Annotated in this window: 9 protein-coding genes, 1 other RNA gene and 2 pseudogenes; 5 read left to right on the plus strand and 7 right to left on the minus strand. The window is 64.3% G+C overall.

The window, feature by feature from the left end:
- Positions 1-16: 16 nt before the first annotated feature.
- The 6 genes and pseudogenes from HZY77_RS05845 to gyrA form a co-directional block, all read right to left on the minus strand.
- Positions 17-865, minus strand: a complete 849-nt coding sequence (locus tag HZY77_RS05845) for a prephenate dehydrogenase/arogenate dehydrogenase family protein (protein WP_296819680.1) — start codon at positions 863-865, stop codon at positions 17-19.
- Positions 862-1,956, minus strand: a complete 1,095-nt coding sequence (gene hisC / locus HZY77_RS05850) for a histidinol-phosphate transaminase (RefSeq protein WP_296819683.1) — start codon at positions 1,954-1,956, stop codon at positions 862-864. Before hisC ends, HZY77_RS05845 begins: the two co-directional genes overlap by 4 nt.
- Positions 1,956-3,020 carry a prephenate dehydratase gene (gene pheA, locus HZY77_RS05855; RefSeq protein ID WP_296819687.1) on the minus strand — a complete coding sequence of 355 codons (1,065 nt, stop codon included), beginning with the start codon at positions 3,018-3,020 and terminating at the stop codon, positions 1,956-1,958. Before pheA ends, hisC begins: the two co-directional genes overlap by 1 nt.
- Positions 3,020-4,195, minus strand: a complete 1,176-nt coding sequence (locus tag HZY77_RS05860) for a phosphoglycerate dehydrogenase (RefSeq protein ID WP_296819690.1) — start codon at positions 4,193-4,195, stop codon at positions 3,020-3,022. The genes pheA and HZY77_RS05860 overlap by 1 nt, the downstream gene beginning before the upstream one ends.
- Positions 4,188-5,266, minus strand: a pseudogene (gene serC / locus HZY77_RS05865) (3-phosphoserine/phosphohydroxythreonine transaminase). Before serC ends, HZY77_RS05860 begins: the two are co-directional and overlap by 8 nt.
- Before the next feature lie 11 nt (positions 5,267-5,277).
- Positions 5,278-7,827 carry a DNA gyrase subunit A gene (gyrA, locus tag HZY77_RS05870; RefSeq protein WP_296819692.1) on the minus strand — a complete coding sequence of 850 codons (2,550 nt, stop codon included), beginning with the start codon at positions 7,825-7,827 and terminating at the stop codon, positions 5,278-5,280.
- A 127-nt stretch (positions 7,828-7,954) separates the two neighbouring features.
- Here gyrA and HZY77_RS05875 point away from each other — a divergent pair, with 127 nt between their 5' ends.
- The 5 genes and pseudogenes from HZY77_RS05875 to ssrA all read left to right on the plus strand — a co-directional run bounded on the left by HZY77_RS05875 (position 7,955) and on the right by ssrA (position 11,604).
- Entirely contained in the window at positions 7,955-9,274 is a 1,320-nt protein-coding gene (locus HZY77_RS05875; protein WP_296819695.1) for a TRZ/ATZ family hydrolase, read from the plus strand.
- Positions 9,275-9,276: 2 nt separating this feature from the next.
- Positions 9,277-9,982 (plus strand): annotated as a pseudogene (ubiG, locus tag HZY77_RS05880) (bifunctional 2-polyprenyl-6-hydroxyphenol methylase/3-demethylubiquinol 3-O-methyltransferase UbiG).
- Positions 9,979-10,644 carry an HAD-IA family hydrolase gene (locus HZY77_RS05885; protein WP_296819698.1) on the plus strand — a complete coding sequence of 222 codons (666 nt, stop codon included), beginning with the start codon at positions 9,979-9,981 and terminating at the stop codon, positions 10,642-10,644. The pseudogene ubiG and the gene HZY77_RS05885 overlap by 4 nt, the downstream one beginning before the upstream one ends.
- A gap of 3 nt (positions 10,645-10,647) precedes the next feature.
- Positions 10,648-11,028, plus strand: a complete 381-nt coding sequence (locus HZY77_RS05890; protein WP_296819701.1) for a SirB2 family protein — start codon at positions 10,648-10,650, stop codon at positions 11,026-11,028.
- A gap of 209 nt (positions 11,029-11,237) precedes the next feature.
- Positions 11,238-11,604, plus strand: a transfer-messenger RNA (tmRNA) gene (ssrA, locus tag HZY77_RS05895).
- A 198-nt stretch (positions 11,605-11,802) separates the two neighbouring features.
- On the opposite strand, the gene HZY77_RS05900 is transcribed toward ssrA, so the two are convergent.
- Positions 11,803-11,964: a hypothetical protein gene (locus HZY77_RS05900; protein ID WP_296819703.1), complete on the minus strand. Its 162-nt coding sequence runs from the start codon at positions 11,962-11,964 to the stop codon at positions 11,803-11,805.
- Positions 11,965-11,978: the final 14 nt, after the last annotated feature.

Raw genomic sequence — 11,978 nt, forward strand, 5'->3', positions numbered from 1 at the left:
CAAACGTCCTGAGTCTTCAACCAGTGTTCGCGTGCCGCACGGGCGCGCGAAAAATCTTCAACAAGGCATCGGCATCCCCTGCATCGACCGCCTGGCGCAGCGTCTGCAAGGCGTCCAGATAGGCGTCCAGTTCGGCCACCAGCGCCTCCCGGTTCGCCAGCGCAATGTCGCGCCACATCTCCGGGCTGCTGCCGGCGATGCGGGTGAAATCGCGGAAGCCGCTGGCGGCAAACCGGAAGAACGTATCGCCATCGGCGCGTTGTGCAAGGTCATCCACCAAGGCAAATGCTGCGAGATGCGGCAAATGGCTCACTGCCGCGAAGATGCGGTCGTGCTGTGCGGCCTCCAGTGTTTCGACCTGTGCTCCGGCCGCTTCCCACAGTGCACGCACGGTAGCGACCGCGTCGGCGCGGGTCTCATCCTGCGGCGTCAGCACCACGCGCTTGCCCTGATAGAGATCGGCGCGCGCAGCACCGGGCCCGCTTTGTTCCGAACCCGCGATCGGATGGCCAGGCACGAAATCGGCAAAACGTGTGCCGAGCGCGGCGCGCGCCGCCTCGACCACGTTCGCCTTGGTGCTGCCAGCGTCGGTGACGATGGCGCCGGCTTTCAGATGTGGCGCCAGCTTGTTCAATACGGCTTCGGTCTCGCCCACTGGCATGGCCAGCAGGATGCAGTCGGCCTGCCCGGCTTCCGCCCAGTCGGCGGCACGGTCGATCAGGCCGAGTTCGCGCGCGACGGTGAGCCGCGCGGGATCCCGCCCGACCCCGAGCACCTCGCGCACCGCGCCGACCTGCTTCAGCGCCAACGCGAACGAGCCGCCGATGAGGCCGGTGCCGACGAGAGCGAGTCTGTCGACGATCACAGACAAGCTCTCAACGCGTCGAGGAAGCGGGCGTTCTGCCCGGCCAGGCCGACCGACACACGCAGGAATTCCGGCAGGCCGTAATTGGCGACCGGGCGCACGATGACGCCGCGCTTCAGCAATTCGGCGTTGATGCGCGCGACGTCGCCGACTTTGGCCAGCAGGAAATTGCCCTTCGACGGCACGGTGGCGACGTTCATATCTGTCAGCCCTGCCGTCAGCTGCGCCATGCCGGCGCTGTTCAGCGCATAGCTGCGCAGCAGGAACTCGATGTCGTCGAGCGCGGCCTCGGCAGCGGCGAGCGCAGGCGCATTGACGTTGAAGGGGTGGCGCACCCGGTTCAGCAGGTCGATGACGTCGGGATGCCCGACGCCGTAGCCGACGCGCAGCCCGGCCAAGCCATAGGCCTTGGAGAAGGTGCGGCTGATCAGCAGATTGGGGAAACGTTCGATCCACGCGAGGGTGTCGCAGCGGTCGTCGGTTGGCAGATATTCGCCGTAGGCCTCGTCGAGCACGACGAGCACCTGGGACGGCACGGTTTCGAGAAAGGCCTCGATCTCCGCCCACGGCAGGAAGGTGCCGGTCGGGTTGTTGGGGTTGGCGATCCACAGCACGCGGGTGTCGTCACGGATCGCAGCGCGCATCGCCGCGAGATCGTGGCCATAGTTCTTCGCCGGCATCGCGATGCCCTGCGCGCCCACGGTCTGCGTGGCGATTGGGTACACGGCGAAGGCGTGCTGGGCGTAGACCGAGGACGTGCCCGGTGCGAGGAAGGCGCGCGCGGCCATGTCGAGGATGTCGTTCGAACCGTTGCCCAGCACGACCTGGTTCGCCGCGACGCCGAGTTTTTCCGACAGCTTCGCCTTCAGCGCGAAACCGGCGCCGTCGGGATACAGGGCCATGTCGTGCAATGCGTCCTGCGCCGCCGCCAGGGCCATCGGACTGGGGCCGAGCGGGTTCTCGTTCGATGCGAGCTTGACGATGTCGGCTTCGTTCAATCCCAGTTCGCGCGCAAGTTCGGAAATGGGTTTGCCGGGCTGGTACGGGGCGATCGCACGCACATACGGCGGCGCGAATTCACAACAATTCATCACGATGCGACGGGGTAGGAACCCAGAATCTTGAGGAAAGCGGCGCGCGTCTCGATTTCGGCAAGCGCCGCGGCCAGATTCGCATCCTGGCGATGCCCCTGGCAGACGACGAAGAAGAGGTATTCCCAGTTGCCCGAACGCGCCGGCCGCGATTCAAGCTTGCTCATGGAGATGCCGGCGTCGGCGAGCGGTTGCAGCAGCCTGACCACCGCACCCGGCTCGTTCTTCGTGCTCATCACCAGCGAGGTCTTGTCGCGGCCCGACGGCGGGGAGTCGTTCTGCCCCAGCACCAGAAAGCGGGTGGTATTGCTGGCTTCGTCTTCGACGCGCGCTTCCACCACGTCAAGGCCATACAGTTCGGCGGCGGCTTCGCTGCCCAGCGTGGCGGCATCGGGTTCGGCGGCGGCGCGGCGCGNCCCTTCGCTATTGCTGACTACGCTGACGCGTTCGGCATTAGGAAGATGGCGACTGAGCCACTGCTGGCACTGGGCAAGCGATTGCGCGTGGCCATACACGCGCTGGATGCCACCCAGCCCGCCATGTTTTCTCATGAGCGTCTGATGGATCGGCAGCATGACCTCGCCGCAGATCTTGAGCGTGCTGGCGACGATGAGGTCGAGCGTGCGGCCGATCACCCCTTCGGTCGAGTTCTCCACCGGCACCACGGCAAAATCGGCACGTCCGGTCTCGACCGCCTGGAAGCAGGCGTCGATGTCGGCCTCGGCGAGCGCCTCGGCCTCATGGCCGAAATGCTTGTGGACCGCCTGCTGGCTGAACGTGCCGGCCGGACCGAGATAGGCGATGCGGGTGGTCTGCTCCAGCGCACGGCAGGCGGAGATGATTTCGCGGATCAGGCGCTCGACCGCATCGCCCGACAGCGGACCGGGATTGGTCTCGCGCAGGCGCCGCACGATCTGCGCCTCGCGTTCGGGGCGATAGATCTTCTCGCCGTTCTTGGCGCGTCCAACCTGCTGGGCGATGCCCGCCCGCTCCGAGATCAGTTGCAGGATGGCGTCGTCGATGCTGTCGATGCGCGCACGCAGCGCCTTCAACGCGTCGTCCATCATGCCGGCAGGTAGCGCACCGCCAGCACGCCGGCAATGGCGGAGAGTTGCTGCATCACTGCGGCGGTCACGGCGCTGTCGACGTCGACCAGCGTATAGGCCATGTCGCCCTTCGACTTGTTGACCATGTTGTGGATGTTGAGCCCGGCGGCAGCAAGCACCGACGAGATCTGTCCCACCATGTTGGGCACGTTGGCGTTGGCAATCGCGATGCGGTATGCGGATTCGCGCGCCATGCTGACGTTGGNGAAGTTGACCGAATTGAGGATGTTGCCGTTTTCCAGATAGTCGGCGAGCTGCTCGGCCACCATCACCGCGCAGTTTTCTTCGGCCTCCTCGGTGGAGGCGCCGAGATGCGGCAACGCAACCACCTTGGCGTGGCCCTTCAGCGCATTGGCCGGGAAATCGCAGATATAGGCATGCAGCTTGCCGGCGTCCAGCGCCTCGATCACGGCCGCATTGTCGACCACGCCTTCGCGCGCGAAATTGAGCAGCACCGCCCNCGAACGCATCATCCCCAGCCGCTGGGCGTTGACGAGGTTGCGCGTGGCGTCCAGCAGCGGCACGTGCAGGGTGACGAAGTCGGCCATGCGCAGCACGTCCTCGACGCTCTCCGCCCGCCTGACCTGCGACGGCAACCGCCACGCGGCGTCGACGGTGATCGCCGGATCGAAGCCGACCACGTTCATGCCGAGCTTGATCGCCGCCTCGGCAATGGTGGAACCGATGGCGCCCAGGCCGATCACGCCCAGCGTGCGGCCCGGCAGTTCCATACCGGCAAACTGTTTCTTGCCGGCCTCGGTCGCCTTGTGCATCTCCTCGTCGCTGCCTGAGAGCCCCTCGACGAACTTCAGCGCCGGCACCAGGTTGCGCGCGCCCAGCAGCATGCCGGCGATCACCAATTCCTTCACTGCATTGGCATTGGCACCCGGCGCATTGAACACCGGCACGCCACGTTCCGACAGCTTCTTCACCGGGATGTTGTTGGTCCCTGCGCCGGCACGCGCGATCGCGCGCACCGATGCCGGGATGTCCATTTCATGCATGTTGGCCGAACGCACCAGGATGCCGTCCGGGTCGGTCACGTCGCCGCCGACTGTATAGGCCTCCGGCAGTCGCGCCAATCCGCGCGCAGAAATGGCGTTGAGCGTGAGGATCTTGCGCGGCTCAGCCATGGCTTTTCTCGAATTCGCGCAAGCAGTCGACCAGCGCGCGCACGCCCTCGACCGGCATCGCGTTGTAGATCGAGGCGCGCATGCCGCCGACCGAGCGGTGGCCCTTCAGCTGCAGCAGGCCGCGTTCCTTGGCAGTCTTGAGGAAGGCCTCGTCGAGCGCGGCGTCCTTGAGCGTGAACGGCACGTTCATCAGCGAGCGGTTGTCTTTCGCCACCGGCGAGTTGTAGAAGTCGGTCGCATCGAGGGTGTCGTACAGCAGGCCGGCTTTCTCGCGGTTGGTCTTTTCCATCGCGGCGAGGCCGCCGCGCACCTTCAGCCACTTGAATACCAGCCCCGCCGTGTACATGGCGAAGGTCGCCGGTGTGTTGTACATCGAATCGTTGTCGGCGTGGATCTTGTAGTCGAACATGGTCGGCGTGCCCTTCAGCGTCTCCCCGATCAGGTCGTCGCGCACGATGACGATGGTCAGCCCGGCCGGGCCGATGTTCTTTGCGCGCCGGCGTAGATCACGCCGAACTTCGATACGTCGATCGGGCGCGACAGGATGGTCGACGACATGTCGGCCACCAGCGGGACGCTGCCGGTCTCGGGCGTCCAGAAGATCTCCACGCCGCCGATGGTCTCGTTGGGCGTGTAGTGGACGTAGGCCGCGTTGGGATCGAGCTTCCATTGGTCCTGTGTCGGCGCATAGCTGAAGTTCTTGTCCTCGCTGGAGGCCACGACGTTGACCGTGCCGTATTTCTTCGCTTCCTTGATCGCCTTCTTCGACCATTCGCCGGTATTCAGGTAATCGGCGCTGGTTTTGCCGCGCAGCAGGTTCATTGGCACCATGGCGAACTGCGACGACGCCCCACCCTGTAGGAACAGCACCTTGTAATTGGCGGGGATGCCCATCAGTTCACGCAGATCGGTTTCGGCCTCGGCGGCGATGCCCATGAACTCCTTGCCGCGGTGGCTCATTTCCATCACCGACATGCCGGAGCCGTGCCAGTCGACCAGTTCGGTCTGCACCTGTTGCAACACATCCTTGGGCAGCACGGCCGGGCCGGCACTGAAGTTGTAAATGGTCATGCGTGTCCCCTTCATTCCTCGTCGTTGTCGGTTTCAGCCACTTTTTCCAGGCTGATCAGTGTCTCGCCCTTGTCCAGGTTGATCAGCGTGACGCCCTGCGTCGCGCGGCTCATGGCACGGATTTCCTTGACACGGGTACGGATCAGCACGCCACCGGTGGTGATCAACATGATCTCGTCGTCCGGCTTCACCAATGTCGCAGCCACCACCTTGCCATTCCGTTCGCTGGTCTGGATCGCAATCATGCCCTGCGTCGCACGCGCGTGGCGGGTGTATTCGGCGATCGGCGTGCGTTTGCCGAAGCCGTTCTCGGTCGCGGTCAGCACGAAATCGTTCTCGTCCTCGGCCACCAGCAGCGAAATCAGCTTCTTGCCTTTGGCAAGCTTCATGCCGATCACGCCGCGCGCGGTGCGGCCCATCGGGCGTACGTCGTTCTCGTCGAAGCGCACCGCCTTGCCGCCGTCGGAGAACAGCATCACGTCGTGGCGGCCGTCGGTGATCGACGCGCCGATGAGGAAATCGCCGTCGTCCAGCCCCACCGCGATGATGCCGGCGGTGCGCGGACGCGAGAAGTCGCTCAAGGGCGTCTTCTTGACGATGCCGTTGCTGGTCGCCATGAAGACATATTGATCGTCGTCGAAGGTCTTGACCGGCAGCAGCGCGTTGATCTTCTCGCCGTCTTCCAGCGGCAGCAGGTTGACGATGGGCTTGCCGCGCGCCGCCCGTCCGCCCTGCGGCACGTTGTAGACCTTGAGCCAGTACAGCCGGCCACGGTTGGAGAAGCAGAGGATGTAGTCGTGGGTATTGGCGATGAACATCTTCTCGATGAAGTCTTCGTCCTTGGTGCCCGCTGCCTGCTTGCCACGTCCGCCGCGCTTCTGCGCACGGTAGTCGTCGATCGGCTGCGACTTCATGTAGCCGCCATGCGACAGCGTGACCACCATCTCTTCCGGCTTGATCAGGTCCTCCATCGACATGTCCTGCGCGTTCTCGACGATGGTCGAGCGACGCGCGTCGCCGAACTGCTCCTGCACCTGGGTCAGTTCCTCACGGATGATCTGGGTGATGCGCGAAGGATTGGCCAGGATATCGAGCAGATCGGCGATCTTCGCCATGATCTCCTTGTACTCGGAGAGGATCTTGTCCGATTCCAGGTTGGTCAGGCGCTGCAGCTGCATTTCGAGGATGCGCTGCGCCTGGATCTCGGACAGACGGTAGCCGTCGGCGTGCAGGCCGAACTCGGGACCGATGTTCACCGGGCGCGAGTATTCGGGATCGATGCGCGCCAGCATTTCCTCGACCATCGCCGATTTCCAGGCGCGGCCGAGCAGGCGCTCCTTGGCGATCGCAGGCGTTTCCGAGGACTTGATCAGTTCCACGATCTCGTCGACGTTGGCCAGCGCCACGGCGAGGCCTTCGAGGATATGGCCGCGTTCGCGCGCCTTGCGCAGATCGAACACCGTACGGCGGGTGACGACTTCGCGGCGGTGGCGCAGGAAGGCATCAAGCATTTCCTTCAGGTTGAGCAGGCGCGGCTGGCCTTCGATCAGCGCCACCATGTTCATGCCGAAGGTGTCCTGCATCTGCGTCTGCTTGTACAGGTTGTTCAGGATCACGTCGGCGTTCTCGCCGCGCTTCAACTCGATGTAGACACGCATGCCCGACTTGTCGGACTCGTCGCGCAGGTCGGCAATGCCGTCGATCTGCTTTTCGCGCACCAGCTCGCCGATCTTGATCAGCAGGTTGGCCTTGTTCACCTGGTAGGGCAGCTCGTCGATGATGATGGCCTGCTTGCCGCCGCTCTTGTCGAGATCCTCGATGTGGCAGGTGGCGCGCATCACCACGCGGCCGCGGCCGGTGCGGTAGCCGTCGCGCACGCCCGACAGGCCGTAGATGATGCCTGCTGTCGGGAAATCCGGCGCCTTGACGATGGCGATCAGCGACTCGATGTCGATCTCGGGGTCGTCCAGCAACGCGAACAGCGCGGCACAGATATCGGTGAGGTTGTGCGGCGGGATATTGGTCGCCATGCCCACCGCGATGCCGGACGAACCGTTGATCAGCAGGTTGGGGATCTTGGTCGGTAACACCAGCGGTTCCTGCTCGGAGCCGTCATAGTTGGGACCGAAGTCGACCGTTTCCTTGTCGAGGTCGGCCAGCAGTTCGTGCGCGATCTTCGCCATGCGCACTTCGGTATAACGCATCGCCGCCGCGTTGTCGCCGTCGACCGAGCCGAAGTTGCCCTGGCCGTCGATCAGCGGGTAGCGCAGCGAGAAGTCCTGCGCCATCCGCACCATGGTGTCGTAGACCGCCGTATCGCCGTGCGGGTGGTACTTACCGATGACGTCGCCGACCACGCGGGCCGACTTCTTGTATGCCTTGTTCCAGTCGTTGCCCAACTCGTTCATCGCGAACAGCACGCGACGATGTACGGGCTTCAGGCCGTCGCGCACGTCCGGCAGCGCGCGTCCGACGATCACGCTCATGGCGTAATCGAGATACGACCGCCTCATCTCCTCTTCGAGGCTGACCGGGAGGGTTTCCTTGGCAAACTGTTCCATAACCGGTTTTTTATTTATTCAGGCTTTAAAGCACGCGATTTTAGCATGTCCGGGAGGCTCGGCCGCCTTTGCCAAACCACGGCCGCCTTTGCCAATCCAATCGTAAACGGCGAGAATCCACGCCACCATGAAAGCCCCCGCCGACCTTCTTCTCCTGCCGCAATGGGTGGTACCCGTCGAATCGGAGGGGCCGCTGGCCGACCATGCCGTCGTCGTCGTGGACGGCCGCATCCTCGACGTGCTGCCGGCCGATGCCGCACAGGCCCGCTACGACGCCGTGCAGACGCTCGCCCTGCCGGGCCGGGCGCTGATCCCGGGTTTGGTCAATCTGCACGGTCACGCCGCGATGTCGCTGTTTCGCGGCTTCGCCGACGACCTGCCGCTGATGGCCTGGCTCAACGACCGCATCTGGCCGGCCGAGAAGAAGCACGTGTCCGAGGCCTTCGTGCGCGACGGCACCCTGCTCGCCGCCGCCGAAATGCTGGCGGGAGGCGTCACCACCTGCAACGACATGTATTTCTTCCCCAAGGCCGCAGGCGAAGCCTTCCTGCAGGCCGGCATGCGCGCCACCCTAGGCATGATCGTGCTGGAGTTCCCCAGCACCTACGCCTCGGACGCCGACGACTACCTGGCCAAAGGGCTCGCCCTGCGCGACGAATTGAAGGATGAATCACTGCTGGGCTTCGCCTTCGCCCCGCACGCACCCTACACCGTTTCGGATACCACGTTTGGCCGCATCAACACGCTGGCCGAACAACTCGGCCTGCCCATCCACACCCACATCCACGAAACCGCCGACGAAATCCGGGACAGCCTGAAGCAATACGGGGTCCGGCCGCTGGAACGGTTGGCGCGCCTGGGGCTACTGGGACCGAATTTCATCGGCGTCCACGCCGTGCACGTGAACGAGGCCGAAATCGGACTGTTGGCGCAGCACGGCTGCCACCTGGCCCACTGCCCGACCTCGAACCTGAAGCTGGCCTCCGGCATCGCACCGGTGGACCGATTCATCCGAGCCGGTATCAACCTCGGCTTCGGCACCGACAGCGCCGCCAGCAACAATCGCCTCGACCTGTTCAGCGAAATGCGCCTGGCCGCTCTGCTGGCCAAAGGGACCAGCGGCGACGCTGCCGCCCTGCCCGCCGCCGCCGCGCTAAAAGCCGCCACGCTGGACGCCGCCCGTGCGCTCAACCTCGACGACAAGATCGGCAGCATCGTCCCCGGCAAACGCGCCGACCTGGTCGCGGTCGACCTGCATGCCCTGTCAAGCCAGCCGGTGTTTGACCCCGTCTCGCACCTGGTTTACGTTGCAGGTCGCGAGCACGTCACCCACGTCTGGGTCGACGGCAGGATGAAACTGAATGACCGCCGTCTGGTCGATCTCGATATCGACGACCTGACCGCCCGCGCCGCCTACTGGCGCACCAAACTCGCCCCACAAGGATAGCCATGAGCAACGTCGACGCTGCCGAAATCGCCAAGTTCTCCGAACTCGCCCACCGCTGGTGGGACCCGAACTCNGAATTCAAGCCGCTGCACGAAATCAATCCGCTGCGCCTGAAATGGATCGACAAGCAGGCACCGCTGGCCGGCAAGACCGTGCTCGACGTCGGCTGCGGCGGCGGCATCCTGGCCGAAGCCATGGCCGCCGCCGGCGCCACGGTGAGTGGCATCGACCTCTCCGAGAAGGCGCTCAAGGTCGCCAAACTGCACCTCTACGAATCGGGGCACAGCGTCGACTACCAGCTGATATCCGCCGAAGACTATGCCGCGCAGCACGCCGGCGAGTTCGACGTCGTCACCTGCATGGAAATGCTCGAGCACGTGCCCGACCCGGCTTCCATCGTCGCCGCCTGCGCCAGGCTGGTGAAACCGGGCGGCTGGGTGTTCTTCTCCACGCTGAACCGCAACGCCAAGAGCTACCTCTTCGCCATCGTCGGCGCCGAATATGTGCTCAAGCTGCTGCCGCGCGGCACCCACGACTACGCCAAGTTCATCCAGCCCGCCGAGCTGGCCCGCATGACGCGCGAAGCCGGGCTCGACACCCGGGAACTGATCGGCATGACNCTACAACCCGCTGACCAGGATCTACAGGCTGGAAGCCGACACCGACGTCAACTACCTGATGGCGACACGCCGGGGAGTAAAGCCGTGAAGCTCGAGAACATCCGTGCCGTCCTGTTCGACCTCGACGGCACCCTGGTCGACACCGCGCCCGACCTCGGCCACGCACTCAACCTGCAGCGCGCGAACCACGGCCTGCCGCCGCTGGCCGACGAGGTCATCCGCCCGCAGGCCTCGCACGGCGCGCGCGGCCTGCTCGGCCTCGGCTTCGACCTGCATCCCGACGACCCGCACTTTGCGTCCATGCGCGAGGAATTCCTGCAGCTGTACGCCGACAATATCTGCCGCCACTCACAGCCCTTCCCCGGCATCCTCGAATTGCTCGATGCGCTGGAGCAGCGCGGCCTCGCCTGGGGCGTGGTCACCAACAAGCCGGCGCGCTTCACCGAACCGCTGATGTCCATCCTCGACCTGGCCGAGCGCGCCGCCTGCATCGTCTCCGGCGACACCTGCCCGCAACCCAAGCCGCACCCTGCCCCCATGCTCGCGGCCGCCGAACTCTGCAATGCCCTGCCGGCGCAGTGCCTGTACCTGGGCGACGCCGAGCGCGATATCCAGGCCGCCACCGCCGCCGCCATGCCGGCGCTGGTCGCCGCCTGGGGCTATCTCGATGCCGCCGACCAGCCTCACACCTGGGGCGCCCACGCGGAAATCCATCGCCCGCTCGACACCCTCGACTACCTGGCGCCCTGAACCATGGACTACACCCTCCTCAAGCATATCCACCTCACCACCATCGCCATCACGCTAACGCTATTCCTCCTGCGCGGCGTCTGGATGATGGTCGACTCNCCNCGGCTGCAGGCGCGCTGGGTGCGCATCGTCCCGCACGTCAACGACACCCTTCTGCTGATCAGCGGCTTCGGCCTCGCCATCATGCTAGGCCAATATCCGCTGGTGGACGGCTGGCTCACCGCCAAGCTTGTCGCGCTGATCGTCTACATCGTGCTCGGCACCATCGCACTCAAGCGCGGCAGGACCAAGCGCACGCGCATCGCCGCCTGGATCGCCGCCCTGCTCGTGCTCGGCTACATCGTCGCGGTTGCGGTCACGCACAACCCCTTGCCTTTCCTGTAAGGCCGCCCGTTCGGACGGGTCGTGAACCGTTCGCCCTGAGCTTGTCGAAGGGCATGTCCGAATGGGCACAGGGCTACGACAAGCCTGTCCCGAGCGAGTCGAAGGGCTCAGCCCGAACGGGGTTGAGACCTGTCACGATTTATTCCCCGCCCCGGAACTTTCCCGCCACCCCGCCCTCTATGCGGTACACTTGTAGCAGCAACACACATGGGGCCGACCTGGCTTCGACGTGGGTCGCAAAGCAGCGTAGGGCATACCGAGGGTCAGAGCACCTCGTAAATCCAACTGAAAAACTTTAGTCGCAAACGACGAAAACTACGCCCTGGCCGCTTAAGGTCCAGGACTCACACTAGCCTGTTCATGGGCTAGGCCGGGTCAAACCGGCAGTGAGTTAATTCACATGAAATCGTGCTTGTCCGGGTCGCTTGGGCAGGTGCAAAATCCAAGGCGACTCGGCGAGATCCAGCCTGTTCGGCGGGCGTGATGGAGCTTAAAGCATAAAAACACCGGACTAAGTATGTAGAACTGCCTGTAGAGGGCTTGCGGACGCGGGTTCGATTCCCGCCGGCTCCACCAGAATATGATCCACGGTGGTCCAAAGAAGGCCATGATTCTTGTTAAACACAAGGATTGTGGCCTTTTATTTGCCTGTAACGTCCAGTAGCGCCTGGTGAAATCTGACGAGAACTGACGGTACTACCGGATTCATCTGATGCGGTTACCGATAGGGGTTACAGATGGCCGCGAACGGTCAGGTTCGCGTGGCCGTCGGATTTACGGCTTCTTGGGCGTGGTGTATTTGACTTCCTTGTGGAACGGTTCCCAAAGGGTCTCGTACCCGACATAGCCCTTCTCAGTCGGCGGTTTTTGCCGGGTGGTCAGAAAGCGTGATTTGCCTTCCGGGACCAGACGCTTGATTTTGGTGGGCTCGCTCATGATGACCTCTCGAT

Source organism: Thiobacillus sp. (assembly GCF_013693775.1).
In the GTDB taxonomy this organism is placed as follows: Bacteria; Pseudomonadota; Gammaproteobacteria; order Burkholderiales; family Thiobacillaceae; genus Thiobacillus.

Coding starts and splice junctions, on each gene's coding strand:
- HZY77_RS05900 (WP_296819703.1), bottom strand. CDS start 11,964: ATGAGCGAGCCCACCAAAATCAAGCGTCTGGTCCCGGAAGGCAAATCA.
- HZY77_RS05875 (WP_296819695.1), top strand. CDS start 7,955: ATGAAAGCCCCCGCCGACCTTCTTCTCCTGCCGCAATGGGTGGTACCC.
- gyrA (WP_296819692.1), bottom strand. CDS start 7,827: ATGGAACAGTTTGCCAAGGAAACCCTCCCGGTCAGCCTCGAAGAGGAG.
- hisC (WP_296819683.1), bottom strand. CDS start 1,956: ATGAATTGTTGTGAATTCGCGCCGCCGTATGTGCGTGCGATCGCCCCG.